Source organism: Streptomyces kaniharaensis, assembly GCF_009569385.1.
In the GTDB taxonomy this organism is placed as follows: Bacteria; Actinomycetota; Actinomycetes; order Streptomycetales; family Streptomycetaceae; genus Kitasatospora; species Kitasatospora kaniharaensis.
Window position 1 is genome coordinate 2581986 of sequence record NZ_WBOF01000001.1, and the last position, 22854, is coordinate 2604839.

Genomic DNA, 22854 nt, shown 5'->3' on the forward strand with positions numbered 1-22854 from the left:
CGACCGAAGCAAGGAGGGAGCCGGCCCGCCGGACACTCCGGATCGGGGGCGAACGAGGTTGGAATGACGCCGTATTGACCAGATATTGACGAGATCCGGTCAACATGGCGCGATCCCGTCACCCCTTCGTAGGATCATCACCCTAGAATGCGCGGCGTGACGATGACTCAGTGGTGCGTAACGGCAACCGGCGCGCTCGCCGTTCTCGCCCTCGTGGCCGCCGCCCGCTACCACGCCGTCTCCGTCACCCACCGCCGCCGGGCCGACCGGCTGCGTCGCGACGTCGCGCGGCTCCAGGAGCAGCTGACCGTCGAACTCTCCCGCCGCGGCGCCGAACTAGCCGCCGTTCAGCAGGAGCAGGAGCTCACCGCCTCCACCCAGCGAGCCTTCCTCAGCGTCGCCCGCCGGATCCTCGTCATGGCCCACGACCAGCAGGCCCTGCTCGACGAGATGGAGCGCACCCACGACGACCCGTCGCTCCTGGAGGGCCTGCTCAAGGCCGACCACGCCGCCGCCCAACAGGCCAGGCTGGCACAGACCCTGGCCGTCCTGTGCGGTGCGCGGGCCGGCCGGCACTGGCCCGAACCGGTCTCGCTGGAGGACGTCGTCCGCGGTGCCCAGTCGCGCATCCTGCCGTTCCAGCGCGTCATGGTGCGCAGCCGGATCGAAACCGCGGTGGTCGGCGCCGCCGCCGAGGCGCTGATCCACGCGGTCGCCGAACTGCTGGACAACGCCACCCGCTACTCCCCGCCCAGCACCCAGGTCTTCGTCACGCTCATGCCGGTGCACAACGGCGCCGTCATCGAGATCGACGACGGCGGTGTCGGCATGCCGGAACAGGCCGTCGCCAAGGCCGCCGCCGCACTCGCCGGCGGCAGCACGCTGGAGGTGTCCCGGCTGGGCGAGGTCCCGCAGCTGGGTCTGGCCGCCGTCGGCCGGCTCGCCGAGCAGTACGGCTTCCGCGTCACCCTCAGCTCGGCGCCGTCACCGTACGGCGGCGTGCGGGTCGTCGTGCTGCTGCCGAACGCCCTGCTCACCGAACCGCTGCCGCCCACCGTCCCCGGTCTCGGGCCGGACGACCGGGCGTTCCACGCCGGCCCCCGCCAGTCTCCCGCGGCGGGCGGCCACCCCCTGGTGGAGACTCCACCGCCCGCAGGGCCTCCCCCGGCAGCCGGCGGGACCACCCCGCCGCCGCTGCCCCGCCGGAGCCACCGGCGCGGCGCCGACCGCCCCGCGCAGCACGCCGCTCCCCCGCCCGCCCCGCCGTACCGCTCGGCCCGGGAGGCGCAGGCGTTCATGGCGATGTTCCAGGCCGGCACCGCCAACGGCCGCTCGGCCGCCCGGGCGCAGGCCCAGACCGACCGCTCCCACCCCGATTTCCCCCAACACCCCCAGCGCTTCGGAGAGTTCCATGACCACCACCCCTGATCTCGGCTGGCTGCTCGCCGACATCGTCTCCGTCCCCGAGGTCCAGCACGCCGTCGTCGTCTCCAACGACGGCCTGGAGATCGGCCGCAGCGCGGGCATCGTGCGCGAGGACGCCGAGCGGCTCGCCGCCGCCTGCTCGGGCCTGCAGTCGCTGGCCCGCGGGGTCGCGGCGGGCTTCGGCGGCCCGGGCAGCGCCACCCGGCAGATCATCGTCGAGTACGGCGGCGGCTACCTGTTCATCGTCGCCGCCGGAGCCGGCGCGCACCTGGCCGTGGTGGCCGGCGAGGCGGTCGACGCCGGCCTGGTCGCCTACCAGATGCAGGTCCTGGTCGAGCGGATCGGCACCCACCTCACCAGCCCGCCGCGGGTCGATCACGCGGCGGGGGGCACGCGGTGAACGGGCCGGTCCGCCCGTACGTCATCACCGGGGGCCGCAGCCGGTCCACCCGGGCCGAGCTGGCCGTCGAGAGCCTGGTCAGCGCGTTACCGGAGCTGTCCGAGCTCCCGGAGCACGCGCTGCTCAACCGGGAGCACCGGCGGATCCTCGGCCTTTGCCGGAGTCTGCTGTCCATCGCCGAGGTGGCGGCCCATCTGGGGCTGCCGCTCGGCGTCGTCAAGGTGCTGGTCGGCGACCTCTGGGACCTCGGCGCCGTCCAGGTGCTCCCGCCCGTCCCGCAGGCCGAACGCCTGCCCACAACCCTCCTGGAAGAGGTGCTCGTTGGCCTCCGCCAACTCCGCTGAAGCCCGCTCCGCCGAAGCCCCCGCCGGGGGGCCGTCCGAACCGCAGTACCTGCCGTCCTCCGTCCAGGGCGCGGTGAAGATCCTGGTCACCGGCCCGTTCGGGGTGGGCAAGACCACGCTGGTCGGCTCGCTCAGCGAGATCGCCCCGCTGCGCACCGAGGAGACCATGACGGCCGCCAGCAGCGGCGTCGACGACCTCACCGGGCGCGGGGACAAGACCACCACCACGGTCGCGCTGGACTTCGGCCGGATCACGCTCAACCCGCGGCTCGCGCTGTACCTGTTCGGCACTCCCGGGCAGCAGCGGTTCTGGCCGCTGTGGGAGGACCTCTCGCGCGGCGCGCTCGGCGCCATCGCCATGGTCGACCTGCGCCGACCGGACGAGAGCTTCGAGGTGCTCGGCCGGCTGGAGGAGCAGCGGATCCCGTTCGCGGTGGCCGTCAACACCTTCCCGGACACGCCGGGTTACCCGGAGGAGGAGCTGCGCTCGGCGCTCGACGTGCTGCCCGAGGTGCCGATCCTCTACTGCGACGCGCGCGACCGCCGCCAGTCGTACGACCTGCTGATCGACTTCGTCGACCACCTGCACCGGATGTCCGTCCTGGAGCTGCAGGGATGACCGCCCCCGAGCCGGGGACGGCCCCGGGGTGCCCCGTCGCGCACGGCGGCCTGCCCACGGGGGTTCCGCTGACCCCGCTGCACGGCGCCGCCGTCGCCGACGACCCGCACGGCCTGTACGCCCGGCTGCGCGCCCGCCACGGCCCGGTCGCGCCGATCGAGCTGGAGCCCGGGGTCGAGGCCTGGCTCGTCCTCGGCTACGCCGAACTGCTCGAACTCACCCGCAACGAGGCGCTGTTCTCCAAGGACTCGCGCCGCTGGCGGGTCCCCGCCGAGGGCCGGCTGGCCGCCGACTCCCGGCTGCTGCCGATGACCTCCTGGCGCCCCACCCTGCTCAACCTGGACGGCGCCGAGCACCAGCGGCTGCGCGCCGCCGTCGCCGACACGCTCGCCCAAATCGACCACCGCCAGCTGCGCGAGACCACCGAGGCCGCGGCCAACGATCTCATCGACAGCTGGGGCCCGGACGGCACCGCCGACCTGATCGCCCAGTACGCCCGCGCGCTGCCGCTGCTGGTCTTCACCCAGCTGGTCGGCCTGCCCGCCGAGGCCGGTCCGCACCTCGTCGAGCTGATCAGCCACTTCGTGGACAGCGGCGCCGAATCGGTGCGCGCCAGCGCCGAGTTCCAGGCCATCCTGGTCGACCTCGTCCGCCGCCGCCGGGCCGTCCCCAGCGCCGACCTCACCTCCTGGCTGCTCGCCCACCCGGCCGCGCTGACCGACGAGGAGGCGGTGCACCACCTGGTCGTGCTGATGGTCGCGGGCAACGAGACCAGCATCAACTGGACCGGCAACACGCTGCGGCTGCTGCTCACCGACCGCCGGTTCCGGGCCACCCTCACCGGCGGCCGGCTCACCGTCTCCGACGCGCTGGAGGAGGTGCTCTGGCGCGACCCACCGACGCAGAACTTCCCCGGCCGCTGGGCCACCACCGACACCGTGCTCGGCGGCCAGTACATCAGCGCCGGGGACATGCTGGTGCTCGGCCTGGCCGCCGCCAACGCCGACCCGGCCGTCCAGGGCGCCGCCTCCGCCGCGCAGGGCTCGCTCGGCGGCAACCGCGCCCACCTCGCCTGGGGCGCCGGCCGGCACGTCTGCCCGGCCCAGCACCCGGCCCGGATCATCGTCGAGACCGCCGTCGAGACCCTGCTGCACCGGCTGCCGGACCTCCAACTGGCCGTCCCGCCGGGCGAGCTGGCCTGGCGTCCGTCGCCCTGGTCTCGTGCGCTGCTCGGCCTGCCGGTGCTCTACAGCGCCTTCACCCCGCCCCGTCCGCCAGCCCCCGAGAGGACCGCATGGACACCGCCGCCGCTCCCCGTGGACTTCGCCCTCAGCCCGTCCGGCTCGACCCCTTCGGACGCGACCAGCACAGAGAGAACGCCCGGCTCCGGGACGCCGGCCCGACGGTCCCGGTGGAGCTCCCTGGCGGGGTGGTGGTCTGGGCGATAACCCACCACGACGCCCTGCAGACGCTGCTCGCCGACCCGCGGGTCGGCAAGAACCCGCAGCTGTGGACGGAGTTCCGGGAGGGCCGGCTGCCGGAGGGCTGGCCGCTGCTCGGCTTCGTGACCGTGCCCGGCATGATCACCGCGGACGGCGAGGACCACCGGCGGCTGCGCGGGCTGGTCAGCCAGGCCTTCACACCGCGCCGGATCGCCGCCCTGGCGCCCGCGATCGAGGCCAGGACGGTCGCGCTGCTCGACGAAGTCGCCAAGCTGGACGGCCCGTTCGACCTGCGCGCGCACTTCGCCTACCCGCTGCCGATGCAGGTCATCGGCGACCTGCTCGGCCTCGCGCGGGAGCAGCTGGACGAACTGCACGAGCTGTCCGACACCCTGGTCTCCAGCGCGGCCAGCCCGGCGGCCGCCGTCGCCGCGCGGCAGTCGCTGAACGCGCTGCTGGCGTCCGTCGTCGAGGCCAAGCGGGCCGAGCCCGGCGACGACCTGACCACCGACCTGATCGCCGCCCGCGAGGCCGGCCACCGCCTCGACCAGCAGCGGCTCAGCGAGGCCGAACTGGTCGGCACCCTGCTGCTGATGCTGGTCGCCGGGCACGAGACCACGCTCAACCTGATCACCAACGCCGTCCGGGCCCTGCTCGCCCACCCCGACCAGCTGCGGCTGGTGCTGGCCGGCGGGCAGCCGTGGTCGGCGGTGGTCGAGGAGACCCTGCGCCACGACTCCCCGGTCGGGCAGTTCCCGCTGCGGTACGCGACCGAGGACATCGCGGTCGGGGACGTGGTGATCCGGCGCGGCGAGGCGCTGCTCGCCTCGTACGCGGCGGCCGGGCGCGACGGCGGCCACCACCCGGACGCCGACCGCTTCGACATCACCCGCCGGCCGAACCGGCACCTGTCGCTCGGCCACGGCCCGCACTTCTGCCTCGGCTCCGGGCTGGCCCGGCTGGAGGCGGAGACCGCGCTGCGGCACCTGTTCGAGCGGTTCCCGGGCCTCGCCCTCGCGGAGGGCGAGGAGCCGGAGCCGATCGCCTCGTTCGTCAGCAACAGCGTGCGGAGCCTGCGGGTGACGGTCTGAGCCACCCCGGCCTCGGCAGGGCCGCGGCCCGTACTGACCGACCCCCGTACGGTCAGTCCCGGAAGAGCCCGTTGAGCTCCTGGTAGGTCAGCCCGCCGTCGAGGGCGGTGTACGTGCCGCTCGCGTACACCTCCTCGGCGGCCCGGCGCACCGCGGCGAACGCCGCCTTCGCGAGGCCCGGGCCGAGGCTGACCCGGGCGACGCCGAGCTTCGCCAGCTCCGGGACGGACGGGGAGCCGGGCCCGGCCAGCACGTTGAGCGGTGCGGGCACCGCCTCGACCAGCGCGGCGATCGTCGCCGGGTCGGCCACGCCGGGGACGAACACGCCGTCCGCGCCCGCCTCGACGTAGGCCCGCAGGCGGCGCACCGCCTCGTCCAGCCGGCCCTCCGGCTCGCCGAGTTGGTGCAGGAACACGTCGGTGCGCCCGTTGACGAACGCCGGGACGCCCGCCGCGTCCGCCGCCGCCCGGGCCGCGGCGATCCGCTCGGCCGCCTCGGCGAGCGGGCGGCCCTCGTCCTCCAGGTTGACGCCGACCGCGCCGGTGGCCAGCAGCGCGGCCACCGTCTCGCCGACGCCGGCGGCCGTCGGCGCGTAGCCGCTCTCCAGGTCCGCCGTGACCGGCAGCTCCACCGCGCGGACCACCAGCGCGGTCTGCGCCAGCACCTGCTCGCGGTCGGCTCCGCCGCCGTCCGGGCTGCCGAGCGTCCACGCGACGCTCGCGCTGGCGGTCGCGACGGCCCGGGCGCCCGCGGCGGCGACCAGGCGGGCGCTCACCGCGTCCCACGCGTTGGCGAGCACCAGCGGCTCGCCGGGGCGGTGCAGCTCTCGGAGGAGCCGCGCCTTCTCCTGCTGGATGCCCGTCATCTGCCGCTCCCCCTACCTGGCGGCCGGGCTGAGCCGGGAGGTGACGCCGATGCGGTTCCAGGCGTTGATGGTGGCGATGAGCGCGATCAGCTGGGCCAGCTCCGCCTCCTCGAAGTGGGCGGCGGCCTCGTCGTACACGGCGTCCGGCACGTGGCCCTGGGTCAGCAGGGTGACGGACTCGGTGAGCGCGAGCGCGGCCCGCTCCTTCGCGGTGAACCACGGGGTCTCGCGCCAGGCCGGGAGGGAGAGCAGGCGGTGGTCCTGCTCGCCGTTCTTCGCGGCGTCGGTGGCGTGCATGTCGATGCAGAAGGCGCAGCCGTTGATCATCGAGGCGTGGACCTTGACCAGCTCGGCGAGCTTCGGGTCGAGGCCGGTCCGTGAGGCGCGATCCACGGCGACCATGGCCTGGTAGTAGTCGGAGGCGAGCTCCGGGACGGAAAGCCGCCTCGCGGGGGCGGGCACGGGGGCGTCCGCGGTCCCGGCCGCGGCCACGGTGTCGTTCGTCGTCGTCATGAGCGCCAGCCTAGGCGGGGAGTGGCCCGCCGGCCTGGTGCATTCGGCGCCAGGATATGTGGGCCAATTCCGGCGACGGCCCGGCCGTTCCGGTGGGCGAACGGACGTGCGAGGATCGCTGGCAGGACGAGGTCAGGGGCCAGGATCGTGTGTACGGCGTTCGTGAGCATCAAGCCGGAGGCGACGGTACCCGTCCTGCTGCTCTCCGTCCGGGACGAGTACCTCGGACGCCGCTGGCTGCCGCCGGACCACCACTGGCCGGACCGGCCGTCCCTGATCGGCGGACTGGACCTCGCCGCGGGCGGCACCTGGCTCGCCGTCGACCCCGAGCGGCGGGTCGCCGCCTGCCTGCTCAACGGCTTCGGCCCGCCCGCCCCCGCCGAGACCCGGCTCTCCCGCGGCGAACTGCCGCTCGTCGCCGTCCGGGAAGGCGGCATCGGCCACCTCGACCTCACCCCGTACGACCCCTTCCACCTCGTCCTGGTCGGGCCGCACGGCGCCCGCGTCGCCAGCTGGGGCCACGGGCGGCTGACCGAGAGCGACCTGCCGACGGGCCTGAGCGTGGTCCTCAACGACGGGCTGGAGGGCCTCGCCGGGAGCCGGACCACCTCCGAGCGGATCCACGCCCTGATGGCCGCCCGCGCCGACCGCTTCCGGGCCCGCTTCGCGGCCGCACCCCGCCCCGAACCGGCCGGCGACGGGCCCACCGAGGCAGCCTGGGGCGCCTGGCTGCCGATCGTCTCCGGGGACGGGCTGGCGCTGGACGACGACGCGGCGCTCATCCAGCGGCGCGACTTCGGCGACGGGCGGTTCTGGGGCTCGTCCTCGATCTCGCTGCTCGCCGTCGGGCCGGACCGGCTGCGCTACGACTTCGGGCCGGCCCCGGTGCCGGCCGGGGGCGACGCGTGGCGGCGGGTGCCGCTCGGCTGAGGTCCGGGGGCGGGCGAACCGGGGACCCCGGGCCGGGAAACACCGGAGGCGGGAAACAAGGCAACAAGCTGCCAGGAAACGACCTGCCGGCAAAAGCACTTGAACCTGACCCAGCGGGAGGTTGCATCGTGATGTCCGTCGACCACGAAGGAGATCCCGATGAACCACCGCCGCCTCGCCGGTGCGCTGCCCGCCGCACTTCTGGTGACCGGCACCGCGCTGGCCGTCACCGGTGTCCTGGTGCTCAGCGGCGCGACCGACTGGGCGGTGCCGTCCACCGCGCTGATCGCCGCCGGGGTGCACCTGCTGATCTCGTACGCCCGGGCCGTCCACGCGGCCCCGATCTGAGCGGCGGGTGGCCGGGATGTCGCACAGGCGTCCACTCGGTGAACTTCCGGCGGCAGGCCTGCCGGGCGTCTACACGGCGGTAGTAGCTTCGCTGGGACATCCCCTGATCAGGTCCCCGAGCGAAGGTGCGCGATGTCCACCCTGACCTACCCCGAAGCGATAGGCGTCGGCCTCTTGCAGGGTGTGACGGAACTCTTCCCGGTCTCCAGCCTCGGCCACAGCATCCTGCTGCCGGCGATCATCGGCGGCAGGATCCAGCAGGACCTCGACATGACCGCTGAGGGCTCGTCCTACCTCGCCGTCCTCGTCGGCCTGCACCTGGCCACCGCGCTCGCGCTGGTGGTCTTCTTCTACCGGGACTGGATCCGGGTCATCAGCGGCCTGTTCACCTCGATCCGCCACCGCCGGGTCCGGACGCGGGACGAGAAGCTCGCCTGGCTGCTCATCATCTCCACCATCCCGGTCGGCGTCGCGGGCCTCGCGTTGGAGAAGGCCCTGCGGCACGCGCTCGGCAAGCCCGTCCCCGCCGCGGTCTTCCTCGCGCTCAACGGGCTGGTGCTGCTCGGCGCCGAGCGGCTCAAGCGCGGCGGCTCCGGGCGCCGCCGGGCCGGCCACGCCGCGCCGCTGCCCGAGGTGCCGGGCATGGACCCGGCGGTCGCCTCCGACCACCGGCTCGCCCGGCTGACCTACCGCCAGGGCGCGTGGATCGGCGCGGCCCAGATCCTCGCCCTGTTCCCCGGCATCAGCCGCTCCGGCGTCACGATGAGCGCCGGCATCCTGCGCGGCCTGCACCACGAGGACGCCGCCCGGTTCTCCTTCCTGCTCGCCACCCCGGTGATCATCGCCGCCTCGGCGCTGAAGGTGCCCGAGCTGTTCAAGCCGGAGAACTCCGCCGTCCTCGGCCCGGTCGTGGCGGGCAGCATCGCGGCCTTCGTCGCCGGATACGTCTCGGTGCGCTTCCTCACCAAGTACTTCGAGACCCGCAGCCTGACGCCGTTCGCGATCTACTGCTTCGTCGCCGGCGTCGGCAGCGCGGTCTACCTGTCGGTCTGAGGCTCACAACTCCAGCAGGAGACTGGCGAGTTCGCCGGGCGTGGAGAACATCGGCCAGTGCCCGGCGTCCAGTTCGACCAGCCGCCGGTGCTCGCTCTCCAGCAGCTCGACGACGTTGCCGTACGGCTCCGGCCAGTCCAGCAGGCACTTGACGTACGTCGCCGGCAGGTCGGCCATCGAGCCGGCCAGGACGGCCGGTTCGGTCAGCGAGGCGCCCGGGTGCGGCGTCGGATTTGACACCGGGAGGCGGGTCGGGCGATCGGCCCGCCACCCGGTGTCTCAGGCGATCAGACGGTGAGGCCGAGCGTCGCCAGCCGCTCCGGGTCGGTGAGGATGTCCAGGCCGGTGATGCGGCCGTCGCGGATCGTGAAGGACATGACCGACAGCGGGCGCCCCTCCGCGAAGGACACCACCCCGGGCGAGCCGTTGACCAGCACCGGGCGGGCGTCGGCCGCGAAGCGGGCGAACGTGATCGCCTGGGACGCGACGTCGGCCGCGCCGCGCCGCAGGATGCTCGGCACCAGCGCGCCGCCGTCCGAACGGGCCACCACCCCGGGGTCGAGGACGGTGAGCAGCGCGTCGAAGTCGCCGCCGCGTGAGGCGGTCAGGAAGGCCTCCACCACCTCGCGCTTGCGGGCCAGGTCGGTGTCCGCGGCCGGGGTGACGCCCTGGACGCGGCGCCGGGCGCGGCTGGCCAGCTGCCGGGTGGAGGCCGAGGTGCGGCCGAGGACGGGCGCGATCTCGTCGAAGGGCACGTCGAACAGGTCGTGCAGGACGAAGGCCAGCCGTTCGGCCGGTGAGAGCGTCTCCAGGACGACCATGAGCGCGATCCCGACCGAGTCCGCGACCAGGATCTCCTGCGCCGGATCGAGCGCGGCCAGCCCGCTGACGACCGGGTCCGGCAGCCGGACCGACCCGTCCTGCTCGGGCAGCGGCTCCTCGCGGCGCGAGGTGCGCGAGCGCAGCTGGTCCAGGCAGACCCGGCCGACCACGGTGGTCAGCCACGCCCCGAGGTTCCTCACGTCGCTCACGTCGCTGCGGCTCAGCCTCAGCCACGCCTCCTGGACGGCGTCCTCGGCCTCGGCGAGCGAGCCGAGCATCCGGTAGGCCACCGAGCGCAGTTGGGGCCGCTCCGCCTCGAAGCGCTCCGCCAGAAGAAATTCCCCGCCCATCTGTCACATCCTCGTGTCGGGATCCGTCGGTCCAGTGACGGACGCTAACCGACGAAGACCACGAGGAGCACGAGATGACCACCGCTCGCATGAAGAACCCCGCCCTGGTCCTGCCGGACGCCATGAAGGGCATCCAGGCCATCTACAAGGCCATGTACCAGGGCGGCGTGTCCCCGCAGATCCTGGAGCTCGTCCACCTGCGGGCCAGCCAGATCAACGGGTGCAGCGCCTGCGTCTTCGCCGGCGTCGAGGGCGCCCGCAAGCACGGCGAGACCGACGAGCGCCTGCACGCCGTCGCCGCCTGGCGCGAGGCCCCGTTCTTCACCGACGAGGAGCGCGCCGCCCTCGCCCTCACCGAGGCCGCCACCCGCATCGCCGACCGCAGCGGCAAGGCCGTCCCGGACGACGTCTGGGACGAGGCCGCCGACCACTTCAACCAGGAGCAGCTCTCCGCGATCATCCTGATGATCAGCCTCACCAACTTCTTCAACCGCATCAACACCACGATCGAGGAGCCCGCCGGCGCCACCTGGAACTGATCCCCCGTCGGCGGGGCGGCGCACCCGACATATGAGATGCGCCGACCCGCCTCCGGGCCCTACTCTGACCGGCCGTGACCAACGAACCACAGCCCCTGCCGCCGACCGTGTACGCGATGACGAGACGCACCACCCTGCTGATGCTGCTCGCCTCGACCGCCTTCACGGTCGGCGGCGTCGTCCTGCTCATGCAACACGCCACCGTCAAGGGGACGATCGGCGGTGCGCTGGCGGCGCCGTTCTTCGGTGCCTGCGCCGTCCTGCTCGTCCGCCGCCTGATCCGCAACCGGCCCGATCTGATCCTCGACGCACACGGTCTGGAACACGTCCAACTCGGCCGCATCGCCTGGACCGAGATCGCCGCCGTCCGGATCCGCGAGATGCGCATCAAGTCCGGCGTCCAGCGGTTCATCGAAGTCGTCCTGCACGACCCCGCCGCCTACCTGGTCCGCGCACCCCGTGTCGTCCGGGCCACCGCCGCCGCCAACCGCAGCCTCGGCTTCGGCCCGGCGAGCATCCCCGCCACGACCGTCACCGCGCGTCTGGAGGACGTCGTCGCCGCGATGCACCGCTACCACCCCCGGCTGGGCGAGCACGGCTGACCCCTCGCGGGGCCCGCGGGATAATCCCGATGCGGACCCCGCGACAGCTGCCCCCGCCCACAGAACGGCCTCCATGAGCACCTCCTGGACCACCTTCGGCGGCGACCTGCACCTCGACCTCACCGAACGGCGCGCCGCCGGAGCCGGGCTGCGCGCGGCCCTGGAGGACGCGCTGCGCGAGGCCGTCCAGGACGGACGGCTCGGGCCCGGCACCCGGCTGCCGTCCTCCCGCGTCCTCGGCGAGGACCTCGGGATCGCCCGGAACACCGTCGTCGAGGCGTACGGGCAGCTCACCGCCGAAGGCTGGCTCACCTCCCGCCAGGGCTCCGGCACCACCGTCGCCGAGAGGGCCGCACCGTCGGCCGGACGGCAGGAGGCCCGGCCGGCGGCGGAGCAGCGGGCCGTCCGGCACGACCTGACGCCCGGACGGCCCGACGTCTCGCTCTTCCCCCGCTCCGCCTGGCTCGCCGCAGCCCGCCGGGCCCTCGCCGCCGCGCCGCACGACGCCCTCGGCTACGGCACCCCGCTCGGACGGATCGAACTGCGGCAGGCGCTCACCCACTACCTGGCGCGCGCCCGTGGCGTCCGCACCGACCCCGACCACCTGCTCATCTGCAGCGGCGTCACCCAGGGGCTCGGCCTGCTCTGCGCCGCCCTCCGGGAGCGCGGCGCCCGCGCCCTCGCCGTCGAGGCGTACGGGCTGCCGCCGCAACTGGCCGTCGCCCGCACCGCGGGGCTCACCACCGTGCCGCTCCCGCTCGACGAGGCCGGGGCCCGGGTCGACCGGCTCGACGCCCGCCCCGGCGCCGTCCTGCTCACCCCCGCCCACCAGTTCCCCACCGGCGTACCGCTCGCCGCCGAACGGCGGGCGGCGGCGGTGCGGTGGGCGCGCGAGCACGACGGGTACGTCATCGAGGACGACTACGACGGCGAGTTCCGCTACGACCGGCAGCCGCTCGGCGCGATGCAGGCGCTCGACCCGGAACGCGTGGTGTACGCCGGGACGGCCGCCAAGAGCCTCGCGCCCGGCCTGCGGCTGGCCTGGCTCGCTCTGCCCGACGCGCTGGTGGAGCCGGTGGCCCGGCTGAAGCAGCTCGCCGACAGCATGTCGCCGGTGCTCGACCAGCTCACCCTCGCCGAACTGATCACCTCCGGCACGTACGACCGGCACGTCCGCCGCTGCCGCCTGCACTACCGGCGCCGCCGGGACCGGCTGGTCGCCGCCCTCGCCGAACACGCCCCGCACGTCCGGGTCACCGGCATCGCGGCCGGCCTCCACGCCGTGCTCCAACTGCCGCCCGGCTCCACGTCCGAAGCCGACCTCCTCGCCCGCGCCGCAGCCGCCGGCCTCGCCCTCGACGGCCTCGCCTGGCATCGCGCCGAGCCGGCAGGCCCGGCACCCGACGCGCCACCGGCGCTGGTCATCGGCTACGGCACGCCGCCGGAGCACGCCTTCCCGGCGGCGCTGGAAGCGCTCTGCGAGCTGCTGCACGAGGCGTGAGGGGCCCCGCTCGGGCCGAACTACCGGTTACGGCCGCCGAGTTCGAAGAGGAGCATGATGAAGCCGGCGAAGGCGTGGATGCCTGCGGTGTAGATCACCAGACGGATGCCGACGCGGCGGTTGGCCCACTTTCCGGCGTCGACGGTCTTGGGGGCGGGAGCGGGGGTGGTGTGTTCAGCCATGGGAGTCTCCTCCGGTCCGGGTCAGTGCGGTGCGGCAGGGCCGCCGCCGAGGCAGAGTTCGCCGCCGGGGCTCTGCAACAGGGTGTGGACGAAGAGCAGTTCGACACCGCCGGCCGAGTCGGCGGCGATGCAGTGCGGGGTGAGCGAGTCGAAGTGGGCGGAGTCGCCGACGTCGAGGTGGTGGACGCGGTCGCCGAGGCTCAGCCGGAGCCGGCCCTGGAGGACGTACAGCCACTCCTCGCCGGGGTGCACCCGGACGACCGCGTCCTGGACGCCCGGGGGGACGTGGACGCGCAGGGCCTGCATGGCCCGGCCGGGGGCGCCGGCGCGGCGGTAGCCCCAGCCGCCGGCCCGTCCCGGTTCGATGGCACCGCCACGGACCACCGGGTCCGGTTCGGCCATGGTCTCGCCGAGCAGGCCGGACACGGAGGTGCCGTAGGCGCGGGCGAGGCCGAGCAGGACGGGCAGGGAGGGCTGGCGGCGGCCGGTCTCCAGCCGGGACAGATAGGCTGGGGACAGCCCGACCCGGGCCGCCGCCACCTCCAGGGTGAGGCGGCTGCTGAGCCGGTGCTCCCGGAGGCGGGCGGCGAGGCCGGCCACCTCCTGGTCGTCGAGCTGGTCGCCTGCGGCGGGGCCGCCGGTCGGGCTGGTGGTCATGTGACCAGTGGACACCTCACGTGCCGAGTGGGCAAGAAATTTGCCTCATAGGCAAACCGCTCAACCGGCCGCCCCTACCGGCGACTTACGGCCGCGGGATGTTGCGCAGGTTGCTCCGGGCCAGGTCGATCATGCGACCGACCCCGCCCGAGAGGACGGTCCGCCCTGCGGCGAGGGCGAAGCCCTTCACCTGCGCCGCGGTGATGTGCGGCGGGATGGACAGCGCGTTCGGGTCGGTGACGACGTCCACCAGCGCCGGCCCGGGCCGCTCCAGCGCCTCCGCCAGCACCTCCCGCACCCGCCCCGGCTCGGTGACCCGCTTCGCCGGGACGCCCATGGCCCGCGCGATCCCGGCGTAGTCCACGTCGCCGTTGTCGATCTCCGACTCGGGGTAGCCGGAGACCAGCATCTCCAGCTTGATCATGCCGAGCGCGCCGTTGTTGAACACGACGGTCTTGACCGGCAGCCGGTGCTTGACCACGGTGAGCAGTTCGCCGAGCAGCATGCCGATCCCGCCGTCGCCGGCCATGGCGATCACCTGCCGCCCGGGGCAGGCGAGTTGGGCGCCGATGGCGTGCGGAAGGGCGTTGGCCATCGAGCCGTGCAGGAACGAGCCGATGACCCGGCGGCGGCCGTTCGGCTGGAGGTAGCGGGCCGCCCAGACGTTGTTCATGCCGGTGTCCACGGTGAACACGGCGTCGTCCGCGGCGACCTCGTCGAGCACCGAGGCGACGTACTCGGGGTGGATCGGCAGGTGCTTCTCGATGTCCCGGGTGTAGGCGCCGACGACGTCCTCCAGGGCCTTGCAGTGCTTGCGCAGCATCTCGTCGAGGAACGCCCGGTCGGTCCGGCGCGCCAGCAGCGGGAGGACGGCCCGCAGGGTGGCGGCGACGTCGCCGTGGACGGCGAGGTCGAGGACGGTCCGGCGGCCGAGCCGGGTCGCGTCGTGGTCGACCTGGACGGTGTGCGCCTGCGGGAGGAACGAGTCGTACGGGAAGTCGGTGCCGAGCAGGAGCACCAGGTCGGCGCCGTGCAGGGCCTCGTGGCAGGCCCCGTAGCCGAGGAGGCCGCTCATGCCGACGTCGAACGGGTTGTCGTGCTGGATCCACTCCTTGCCGCGCAGCGAGTGCCCGACCGGCGCGTTCAGCGTCTCCGCGACGGCCATCACCTCGGCGTGCGCCTCGCGGACGCCCGCGCCGCAGAACAGGGTGACCCGGCGAGCCCCGTTGAGCGCCTCGGCGAGCGCCTGCACCTGGGACCACGGCGGCGCGGCGACGGCCTGCTCGGTGAGGAAGTGGCCGGCGCCGGTCGGCCGGGCGGCGGGCAGCGCGGCGACGTCACCGGGGAAGGCGAGCACCGAGACGCCGCGGGCGCCGAGCGCGTGCTGGACGGCGATCCGCAGCAGCCGGGGCAGCTGGGCCGGGGCGGAGAGCATCTCGCACCAGCTGCTGCAGTCGGTGAACACCCGCTCGGGGTGGGTCTCCTGGAAGAAGCCGGAGCCGATCTGCCCGGACGGGATGTGCGAGGCGAGAGCCAGGACCGGCAGGCCGCTGCGCTGGGCGTCGTAGAGGCCCTGGATCAGGTGGGTGTTGCCGGGGCCGCAGGAGCCGGCGCAGACCGCGAGCCGGCCGCTGAGCTCGGCCTCGGCGGCGGCGGCGAAGGCGCCGGCCTCCTCGTTGCGGACGTGCACCCAGCTGATCCCGTCCGCCCGGCGGATGGCGTCCACGACCGGGTTGAGGCTGTCGCCGACGACGCCGTAGACCCGCTCCACCCCGGCCTGCCGGAGCACCTCCACCATCTGTTCGGCCACGCTCGCCACGGGTGCACTCCTTCACCGGCCGCCAACTGCCACAGGACACCTGCACCCTCGCGGCAGTGAGGAGCGACCGCATACGGGGTGAGCCGAACGGGTGAAGGGACGGAAGCGGGCCCAGGGCCCCGGGCGGCGGCTATTCGGCGGCGAGGTGGTCCGGGGACTGGCCGACCTTGCCGGTGGCCAGGCCGACCTGGGGCTGGCGGCGGGCGGGCTCGCGGCCGGGGGGCTGGCCGCAGCGTTCCTGCGCGGGCGGTGCGGTCGTCGGCACGGTGACCGGCGCGCCGGCCTTCACCTGCACCGTCTCGCCGTCGTGCCGCACGTGGATCACCTCGCCGCGACGCAGCGTGTACGTCGTGCCGTCGTGGGTGATCTCGACGCCGAGCAGCATGCCGCGGACCAGCAGCGAGAAGCCGAGCTTCGTCAGCCCGGCGGGCAGCCGGGGCCGGAAGGACAGGGTCTCGCTGTGGTCGCGCAGCCCGCCGAGGCCGGCCACCAGGGCGATGCAGGCCCCGGCGAGGGAGGCCATGTGCAGGCCGTCGCCGGTGTTGCCGCCGAGGTCGTGCAGGTCCATCAGGGCGGCTTCGGCGGTGTAGTCGTAGGCGAGGTCGAGCTGGCCGACCTCGGCGGCGATGACCGCCTGGGTGCAGGCGGAGAGGGAGGAGTCGCGGACGGTGAGGCGCTCGTAGTAGGCGAAGTTGCGGGCCTTCTGCTCGTCGGTGAAGGCGTCGCCGCGGACCTGCATCGCGAGCACCAGGTCGGCCTGTTTGACGACCTGCTTCCGGTACAGGTCGAAGTACGGGTAGTGCAGCAGCAGCGGGTACTTGTCGGGCGGGGTGCGGTCGAAGTCCCAGAGCTGGTGGTGGGTGAAGCCGTCGGCCTGCGGGTGGACGCCGAGGTTCTCGTCGTACGGGATGTACATCGCGGCGGCGGCGTCCCGCCAGGCGGCGGTCTCCTCGGTGTCGACGCCGAGGTCGTCGGCCTCGCGGGGGTGGCGGCCGGCGGCCTCGGCGGCGGCGCGCAGGTTCGTCTGCGCCATCAGGTTGGTGAACACGTTGTTGTCGGCGACGGCGCTGTACTCGTCGGGCCCGGTGACGCCCTCGATGCGGAACTTTCCGGCGGCGTCGTGGTGGCCGAGCGAGCGCCACATCCGGGCGGTCTCGACGAGGAGTTCGAGGCCGTACTCGCGCTCGAACTCGACGTCGGCGGTGGCGCGGACGTAGCGGGCGACGGCGGCGGCGATGTCGGCGCCGATGTGGAAGGCTGCGGTGCCGGCCGGCCAGTAGCCGGAGCACTCCTCGCCGCGGATCGTCCGCCAGGGGAACACGGCGCCGTCCAGGCCGAGTTGGGCGGCTCGTTCGCGGGCCAGCGGCAGCGTGGCGTGGCGCCAGCGCAGGGCCTGGTTGACGGCGCCGGGCAGGCAGTAGGTGAGGACCGGCAGGACGAAGGTCTCGGTGTCCCAGAAGCTGTGGCCGTCGTAGCCGGGGCCGGTCAACCCCTTGGCGGGGATGGCGCGTTCCTCGCTGCGGGCGCCGGCCTGGAGGACGTGGAAGATCGCGAACCGGACGGCCTGCTGGAGTTCGACGTCGCCCTCGATCTCGAGGTCGCTGGTCTCCCAGAACTCCTTGAGGTAGCCGACCTGTTCGGCGACGAGGCCGTCCCAGCCGGTGTACCGGGCGGCGGTGAGCGCGGCCTCGACCTGGTCCCGGACGGCGGGCAGCGAGCGGGTCGCCGACCAGCCGTAGGACATGAACTTGACCAGCCGCAGCCGCTGTCCGGGTTCGAGCACGGTGGTGACGCTGATCCGGCAGTGGTCGGCCTCGGCCTCGGCGACGGTGTCGAGCTTCTCCGGGCCCTCGATGACGTGGTCCATGCCGGCCGCGACCCGGATGCCGCTGTAGCGGGTGCGGTGCACCAGGACGGCCTTGGTGCCGCCGGCGTGGTGCGCCTCGGGCTGGAGCGGGGCCTCCAGGACGGCGGCGGCGCGCGGGTCGCCCTCGGGGCCGCCGGGGAGCTGCTCGTTGGCGACGAGTTCGGACTGGAGCACGATCCGCACCGGGTTGTCGACCGCCTCGACGCTGTACTCGACGGCGGCGATGGCGCGCTGGGTGAGCGAGACGAGCCGGGTGGAGCGGACCCTGATGGTCCGGCCGGCGGGCGAGGTCCACACGGCCTCGCGGTGCAGCAGGCCCTCGCGGAAGTCCAGCCACCGCCTGTGGCCGACGAGTTCGCCGTAGCGCAGGTCGAAGGGCTCGTCGTCGACCAACAGCCGGATGATCTTGCCGTTGGTCACGTTGATGACGCTCTGGCTGGACTCCGGGTAGCCGTAGCCGCCCTCGCCGTAGGGCAGCGGGCGCAGTTCGAAGACGCCGTTGAGGTAGGTGCCGGGCAGGCCGTGCGGCTCGCCCTCGTCGAGGTTGGCGCGCAGGCCGATGTGGCCGTTGGAGAGCGCGAAGACGGATTCGGCGCGGGCCATCGCGGCCGGGTCGAGGCCGTGTTCGGCGATCTGCCACGGGTCGACGGCGAAGGTGTCGGGTGCGGTCATGGCTGCTCCCCCAGCAGTTCGGACAGGTCCTCGACGACCACGGTGGCACCGTGGTGGCGCAGTTCGGCGGCCTGGCCGGTGCGGTCCACGCCGACCACCGCGCCGAAGCCGCCGGCCCGGCCGGAGGCGACGCCGGCGAGCGCGTCCTCGAAGACGGCGGCGTGCGCGGGTTCGACGCCGAGGGTGCGGGCGGCGTGCAGGTAGGTGTCGGGGGCGGGTTTGCCCGGCAGTCCCTCGCGCCGGGCGACGATGCCGTCCACGATCACGTCGAACAGGTCGTCGATGCCCGCCGCCCGCAGCACGTCCCGGCAGTTGGCGCTGGAGGATACCACCGCGCGGGGCAGTCCGAGGGCGCGCAGGCGGCGCACGTAGGCGACCGAGCCGTCGTAGGGCTCGACGCCCTGTTCGCGGATCATCCGCAGCACGGTGTCGTTCTTGGCGAGGCTGATCCCGTGCACGGTACGGGCGTTCGGCGGGTCGGCGTCGGTGCCCTCGGGCAGGTCGATGCCCCGGCTGTGCAGGAACTCCCGGGTGCCGTCGAGGCGCGGGCGGCCGTCGACGTAGGCGTCGTAGTCGGTGACGGCGTCGAAGGGGACGAACTGCCCGCCGGTGCGGTCGGCTTCGGAGCGCAGGAAGGCGTCGAAGGTGTCCTTCCAGGCCGCGGCGTGCACCTTGGCGGTCTGGGTGAGCACCCCGTCGAGGTCGAAGAGGAAGGCGCGGATGTCGTCCGGTAGGCCCAGCATGGGTGCAGTCTTACCCGGGAACGCGGGGAAGCCGCCCATTCCCGGCGGCGCGTCGCCGGGAATGGCGGCTTCCGGCCGGTCCTTCGGCCGTCACGGCGAGTCGGGCATCTGCGCCTGGGGCGACTCGATGATCGCGAAGACCGCACCCTGCGGGTCCTGGACGACGGCCATCCGGCCGGACTGCATGTCGAACGGCGGCTGGATCACCGAGCCGCCCGCCTTGACCAGGGCGTCCACCGTGGAGTCGGCGTCGTCCACCGAGAAGTACACCATCCAGTGCGGGGGCGTGCCCTCCGCCAGGTACTCGGGGACGGCCTGCATGCCGCCGACCGTGCGGTCGCCGACGTTGAGCGAGTAGTAGCCGTCCATGCCCTGGATGGTGGCCGGGCGCAGCCCGAGCGCCTGGTGGTAGAAGCCGCCGGCGGCGTCGGTGCTGCTGGTGTTGAGCTCGTTCCAGACCAGCGCTCCGGGCTCGTTGACCACGCCCGCGCCGATGAAGTCCAGTTTCTGCCAGACGCCGAAGACCGCGCCGGTCGGGTCGGTGGCGACCAGCATCCGGCCGACCGTGCCGATGTCCGTGACCGGGTAGAGGATCGTGCCGCCGGCCTCGGAGATGGCCCGGCTGCTCGCGTCCACGTCGTCCGAGGCGAGGTAGGTGGTCCAGCCGACGGGCGGCAGCGGCTGGCCCTCGGGCGCGGACTGCGCCATGATCCCGGCGACCGGCCTGCCGTTGAGCGTGCACACGGAGTAGCCGCCGAACTCGGCCGGGCCGACCTCGCCCTGCCAGCCGAGCAGGTCGCGGTAGAAGTCGAGCGCGGCCTGCTGGTCGCTCGCCATCAGGTCGATCCAGCACGGGGTGCCGGGCTTGTACGGAGCGGTGACTACGGGCATTGCTGGGCCTCCCGAGGGCAGTGGTCGCCGGTGTGGTCGTCGCCGGGGCGCGGGTCCCGGCCGTCCGCTGCCGGCCGTCGCCGTGCACGGCGGTACACCGCCCACCATCGGCCCGTCGCCGCGATCCCGCCACCGGACGGCGCCCTGGCGGGCGACGGCCACCGGGCGCGGCGGAGCCGGTCACACGGGGTCGTGGCGCTTGGTCGTGACGAAGTAGGGCTGCACCTTGCCGCTCTGGGCGTAGTCCTTGAGCCGGACCAGCAGTTCGGCCCAGGTGCCGGCCACCATCGGGACGCCCTCCTCGCTGCCGGGCTGCCAGCCGCCGTGGCGGAACAGCAGCCGGGTGCGGTCGGGGGCGTCGGGCTGCTCGGCGAGGTCCCAGCTGATCCAGGTGCCGGCCCAGTGCGGCGGGAAGGCGCCGGCGTTCGTCCACACCACCCGGTCGAGGTCGGCGCGCTCGCGGCGCAGCCGGAACGGTTCGGGGACGTCGGGGAAGTCGAAGAGCAGGGTGTCGCCGTCCCGGTCGACGCCGGTGGTCCACCAGGAGGTCAGGCCGTCGTGGGTGTTGAGCGCCGCGAGGACGACGTCCCGCGGTGCGGCGATGTCGATCTGCATGGCGATCTCGGGCATGGGGTCCGCCTTTCCGTGGCCTGCGGCCCCCCTCTCCGGCCACCATGGCACGACCCCCGGGCCGACGCCCTCGGAGGGGCGTCGGCCCGGGGGTCGTGCCCCTGCTCGGCGGCTTCGGTCAGCCGCCGCTGCCGTAGGTGGTGTTCGCGCAGATGTCGTCGTCCGCCGACCGGGCGTCGTTGGTGACGGTGGTGGGCAGCGGGGCCGGGGTGCCCGGGGTGGTGGCACCCGGGGCGGCGGAGGCGCCGGTGGCCGCGCCGGCGCCGTTGGCCGCCGCGAAGTCCTTGCCGACGATCACGGTGACACCCGACGAGCTGCCGGCCTCGACGGTGGCGCCGGGGAACAGCGCGGCGACCTTCTCGGCGTTGGCCTTCTGCCCGGAGCCGTACTCGATCATGGTGGTCTTGTACTTGGTGCTCGCTGCCTGGCCCGCCAGGGTGGCGTTGAACTTGGCGCCCTTGAGCAGGTCGCTCCCCTTGCCGGCCAGGCCGTTGACGGTCGTCCCGTTGTAGACGGCCACCTTGATCGACTCGTTGGCGGTGTCGCCGGCCGGCGCGGCGGGCGCGCTCGGGGCGGCCGGCTGGGACGGGTTCGCCGCGGCGGGGCTCGCCGAGGCATCGCCCTGCTGGCCGGTGGCGTTCTGGCCGTCGATCGTGCGGTCGGCCTTGAGGGTGTCCCAGAGCTTGCCGGCGTCCGGCTGGACCAGGTCGATGTTGGCGTCCTGGGTGCGGTAACGCCAGGGCGCCGTCACGAACTTGAGGTCGTGCATGTCGATGTTCTTCAGCGACAGGCCGAAGGAGAGCAGCTTGTCGGCGGAGTTCAGCCCGGGGTCGACGGTCAGCGACTTGGTGGCGGCGTCGGCGAGCGGCAGCAGGTTGGTGGGGCTCAGCCCCTCCTTCTTGATCTTGGTGGCGAGCGAGCTCATGAACGCCTGCTGGCGCTTCATCCGGCCGATGTCGGAGCCGTCGCCGATGCCGTGCCGCAGCCGGACGTAGTCGAGCGCCTTCTGGCCGTCGACCGTCTGCTTGCCCTGCGGGAGGACCAGCTCCCCCTTCTTCTTCAGGTTGGGGTTGATGTCGCCCTCGTAGATCGGCTTCGGCAGGCAGACGTCGACGCCGCCCACGGCCTTGGTCATCGCGGCGAAGCCGTTGAAGTCGACCACCATGGTGTGGTCGACCCGGATCCCGGTGACCTTCTCCACCGTGTTCTGGGTGCAGGCCGGGTTGCCGTCGTCGCTGCCGCCGACCGAGAAGGCCGCGTTGAACAGGTCGGAGCCGCCCTTGGTCCACTTGCCGTTCGGCAGCTTGCAGGACGGGATCTGGACGATGGTGTTGCGCGGGATCGAGATGCCCACCGCGTGCTTGTGGTCGGCGTAGACGTGCAACAGGATCGTGGTGTCCGAACGCGCACCGCCGTCCTCGCCGCCGCCCAGGTCCGCGTTGTTCTTCCCGCGGCTGTCCGAGCCGATCAGCAGCACGTTCACCGGCTTGTTGCCGTCCGCGTCGGCCTGCGCCTCCGGCGGGCGGTCGGTGGCTATCGCGTCCGCGTCGAAGGACTTGATGTTGGCGTTCAACTTGAAGTAGATCGCGCCGCCAGTGCCGGCGAGCAGCACCAGCACGCCGGCCGCCGACCAGGCGACGATCTTCTTCACGTTCTTCTTCGGCTTGCGGCTGCCGCGCGCCGCCGCCCGGCCGCCGCCCGCGGGCGGGCCGCCCTTGCCGCCGCCCTTGCCCTGGGCCGCGCGCCGGGCCTCGGCGCGGCCACCACCCCGCGGCTGCGGCACGGCGCCGTCGTCGTCCGGGGTGAGCGCATCGGACGCATCCGTGCCACGAGCCGGGCTCTCGCCCCGTTGAGCTGACATCCGCGTACCTTTCACCGACGGAACCGACGCCCGTGATGATCGGGCACACCGTACTTTGGGAGACGGTCGGGACCGCGCCCAGGTTGCACATTACGAAGGTCGTCATGACCACCGAACATCATCGGAGAATACAAGCCGGTCGATCGTGAACCGTGTGACCGGGGTCTCCTCGACGATCCGGGCACGGCACGGCGTGATCCCGGCCCACCGCGGGCGGACCGGGATCGGCGGAGGTCAGAGGCCGTTCAACTCTCGATCACACGGCGGAACATCACCGTGTCGAAGATGTCCTCCATGCGCACCGCGCGGCCGTCGCGCAGGGTCCAGGAGTGGATGAACGGCAGGGTCTCGGTGGTGCCGCGCACCGACGTGACCTGGCGCACACCGAACACCACGACGCGGTCCCCGGCGACCACGAACTCCTGGGGCTGCAGCCGCATTCCGCCCAGCACGGTGGGCACCGTGGCCAGGAACTGGCGGACGCCGGCGTGGCCGTGCTTGGTGCCGCCGAGGCCGTACTCGGCCATGCCGTCCGGGTGCACCCACTCGACCTGCGGGTCGAGGGTGTCCAGCAGCGCGGCCACATCGCGGTCGTGGAAGGCCCGGTAGGCGCGCTCGATGAGGTCCCGGTTGGTGCCGGTCGGCGTGGCGTTCGTCATACCCGTGGGTTCGGCAACGTCGGTCATGT

At 73.6% G+C, this 22854-nt stretch carries 25 protein-coding genes; 12 read left to right on the top strand and 13 right to left on the bottom strand.

Features of this window, described 5'->3' with window-relative positions:
• Positions 1–162 precede the first annotated feature (162 nt).
• From F7Q99_RS11745 to F7Q99_RS11765, 6 genes are read left to right on the top strand one after another with little or no spacing between them, the layout of a single operon-like run.
• Positions 163–1428 (top strand): ATP-binding protein, encoded by a 1266-nt coding sequence (locus F7Q99_RS11745; protein WP_230210577.1) that lies wholly within the window; start codon positions 163–165, stop codon positions 1426–1428.
• Positions 1412–1825 carry a roadblock/LC7 domain-containing protein gene (locus F7Q99_RS11750; RefSeq protein ID WP_153461183.1) on the top strand — a complete coding sequence of 138 codons (414 nt, stop codon included), beginning with the start codon at positions 1412–1414 and terminating at the stop codon, positions 1823–1825. The genes F7Q99_RS11745 and F7Q99_RS11750 overlap by 17 nt, the downstream gene beginning before the upstream one ends.
• Positions 1822–2169, top strand: a complete 348-nt coding sequence (locus tag F7Q99_RS11755; RefSeq protein ID WP_326846558.1) for a DUF742 domain-containing protein — start codon at positions 1822–1824, stop codon at positions 2167–2169. The genes F7Q99_RS11750 and F7Q99_RS11755 overlap by 4 nt, the downstream gene beginning before the upstream one ends.
• Positions 2147–2788: a GTP-binding protein gene (locus tag F7Q99_RS11760; protein ID WP_153461184.1), complete on the top strand. Its 642-nt coding sequence runs from the start codon at positions 2147–2149 to the stop codon at positions 2786–2788. The genes F7Q99_RS11755 and F7Q99_RS11760 overlap by 23 nt, the downstream gene beginning before the upstream one ends.
• Positions 2785–4236, top strand: a complete 1452-nt coding sequence (locus F7Q99_RS41045) for a cytochrome P450 (protein WP_230210192.1) — start codon at positions 2785–2787, stop codon at positions 4234–4236. The genes F7Q99_RS11760 and F7Q99_RS41045 overlap by 4 nt, the downstream gene beginning before the upstream one ends.
• Positions 4200–5321, top strand: a complete 1122-nt coding sequence (locus F7Q99_RS11765; RefSeq protein ID WP_326846559.1) for a cytochrome P450 family protein — start codon at positions 4200–4202, stop codon at positions 5319–5321. Before F7Q99_RS41045 ends, F7Q99_RS11765 begins: the two co-directional genes overlap by 37 nt.
• Positions 5322–5373: 52 nt before the next feature.
• On the opposite strand, the gene F7Q99_RS11770 is transcribed toward F7Q99_RS11765, so the two are convergent.
• Together F7Q99_RS11770 and F7Q99_RS11775 are read right to left on the bottom strand one after the other, a co-directional pair.
• The gene (locus tag F7Q99_RS11770) at positions 5374–6186 is read right to left on the bottom strand and encodes an isocitrate lyase/PEP mutase family protein (RefSeq protein ID WP_153461186.1); all 813 of its coding nucleotides are present in this window, start codon (positions 6184–6186) and stop codon (positions 5374–5376) included.
• 12 nt (positions 6187–6198) lie between these two features.
• Positions 6199–6699, bottom strand: a complete 501-nt coding sequence (locus F7Q99_RS11775; RefSeq protein ID WP_153461187.1) for a carboxymuconolactone decarboxylase family protein — start codon at positions 6697–6699, stop codon at positions 6199–6201.
• A gap of 162 nt (positions 6700–6861) precedes the next feature.
• Between F7Q99_RS11775 and F7Q99_RS11780 the strand changes: the two genes are divergently transcribed.
• The 3 genes from F7Q99_RS11780 to F7Q99_RS11790 all read left to right on the top strand — a co-directional run bounded on the left by F7Q99_RS11780 (position 6862) and on the right by F7Q99_RS11790 (position 9030).
• Positions 6862–7629 carry an NRDE family protein gene (locus F7Q99_RS11780; RefSeq protein WP_326846560.1) on the top strand — a complete coding sequence of 256 codons (768 nt, stop codon included), beginning with the start codon at positions 6862–6864 and terminating at the stop codon, positions 7627–7629.
• A gap of 159 nt (positions 7630–7788) precedes the next feature.
• Positions 7789–7977 carry a hypothetical protein gene (locus tag F7Q99_RS11785; protein ID WP_153461189.1) on the top strand — a complete coding sequence of 63 codons (189 nt, stop codon included), beginning with the start codon at positions 7789–7791 and terminating at the stop codon, positions 7975–7977.
• 132 nt (positions 7978–8109) lie between these two features.
• Positions 8110–9030: an undecaprenyl-diphosphate phosphatase gene (locus F7Q99_RS11790; protein ID WP_153461190.1), complete on the top strand. Its 921-nt coding sequence runs from the start codon at positions 8110–8112 to the stop codon at positions 9028–9030.
• Positions 9031–9033: 3 nt separating this feature from the next.
• On the opposite strand, the gene F7Q99_RS11795 is transcribed toward F7Q99_RS11790, so the two are convergent.
• A complete protein-coding gene (locus tag F7Q99_RS11795; RefSeq protein WP_407697772.1) occupies positions 9034–9270 on the bottom strand; it encodes a hypothetical protein in 237 nt (78 codons plus the stop codon).
• A gap of 47 nt (positions 9271–9317) precedes the next feature.
• Entirely contained in the window at positions 9318–10202 is an 885-nt protein-coding gene (gene sigJ / locus F7Q99_RS11800; RefSeq protein WP_153461191.1) for an RNA polymerase sigma factor SigJ, read from the bottom strand.
• A 74-nt stretch (positions 10203–10276) separates the two neighbouring features.
• Here sigJ and F7Q99_RS11805 point away from each other — a divergent pair, with 74 nt between their 5' ends.
• The 3 genes from F7Q99_RS11805 (at position 10277) to pdxR (ending at position 12844) form a co-directional block, all read left to right on the top strand.
• Positions 10277–10741 carry a carboxymuconolactone decarboxylase family protein gene (locus F7Q99_RS11805; protein WP_153461192.1) on the top strand — a complete coding sequence of 155 codons (465 nt, stop codon included), beginning with the start codon at positions 10277–10279 and terminating at the stop codon, positions 10739–10741.
• 74 nt (positions 10742–10815) lie between these two features.
• Complete coding sequence (locus F7Q99_RS11810; RefSeq protein WP_326846561.1) at positions 10816–11343, top strand: STM3941 family protein; 528 nt, start codon at positions 10816–10818, stop codon at positions 11341–11343.
• A gap of 73 nt (positions 11344–11416) precedes the next feature.
• A complete protein-coding gene (gene pdxR, locus F7Q99_RS11815) occupies positions 11417–12844 on the top strand; it encodes a MocR-like pyridoxine biosynthesis transcription factor PdxR (protein WP_153461193.1) in 1428 nt (475 codons plus the stop codon).
• A gap of 20 nt (positions 12845–12864) precedes the next feature.
• Here pdxR and F7Q99_RS11820 read toward each other — a convergent pair whose 3' ends face one another.
• The 9 genes from F7Q99_RS11820 to F7Q99_RS11860 form a co-directional block, all read right to left on the bottom strand.
• Positions 12865–13026 (bottom strand): DUF6126 family protein, encoded by a 162-nt coding sequence (locus tag F7Q99_RS11820; protein ID WP_153461194.1) that lies wholly within the window; start codon positions 13024–13026, stop codon positions 12865–12867.
• Positions 13027–13047: 21 nt separating this feature from the next.
• Positions 13048–13683: a helix-turn-helix domain-containing protein gene (locus F7Q99_RS11825; RefSeq protein ID WP_153461195.1), complete on the bottom strand. Its 636-nt coding sequence runs from the start codon at positions 13681–13683 to the stop codon at positions 13048–13050.
• Positions 13684–13768: 85 nt separating this feature from the next.
• Complete coding sequence (locus F7Q99_RS11830; protein ID WP_153466084.1) at positions 13769–15481, bottom strand: pyruvate dehydrogenase; 1713 nt, start codon at positions 15479–15481, stop codon at positions 13769–13771.
• Positions 15482–15632: 151 nt separating this feature from the next.
• A complete protein-coding gene (locus F7Q99_RS11835; RefSeq protein WP_153461196.1) occupies positions 15633–18041 on the bottom strand; it encodes a glycoside hydrolase family 65 protein in 2409 nt (802 codons plus the stop codon).
• Complete coding sequence (locus F7Q99_RS11840; RefSeq protein WP_153461197.1) at positions 18038–18784, bottom strand: HAD family hydrolase; 747 nt, start codon at positions 18782–18784, stop codon at positions 18038–18040. Before F7Q99_RS11840 ends, F7Q99_RS11835 begins: the two co-directional genes overlap by 4 nt.
• Positions 18785–18874: 90 nt before the next feature.
• Positions 18875–19675 (bottom strand): VOC family protein, encoded by an 801-nt coding sequence (locus tag F7Q99_RS11845; RefSeq protein ID WP_153461198.1) that lies wholly within the window; start codon positions 19673–19675, stop codon positions 18875–18877.
• A gap of 180 nt (positions 19676–19855) precedes the next feature.
• Positions 19856–20305 (bottom strand): SRPBCC family protein, encoded by a 450-nt coding sequence (locus F7Q99_RS11850; protein WP_153461199.1) that lies wholly within the window; start codon positions 20303–20305, stop codon positions 19856–19858.
• A 118-nt stretch (positions 20306–20423) separates the two neighbouring features.
• On the bottom strand, positions 20424–22166 hold the full coding sequence (locus F7Q99_RS11855; protein ID WP_153461200.1) for an LCP family protein: 1743 nt from the start codon (positions 22164–22166) through the stop codon (positions 20424–20426).
• A gap of 245 nt (positions 22167–22411) precedes the next feature.
• On the bottom strand, positions 22412–22852 hold the full coding sequence (locus tag F7Q99_RS11860; protein WP_326846563.1) for a nuclear transport factor 2 family protein: 441 nt from the start codon (positions 22850–22852) through the stop codon (positions 22412–22414).
• Positions 22853–22854: the final 2 nt, after the last annotated feature.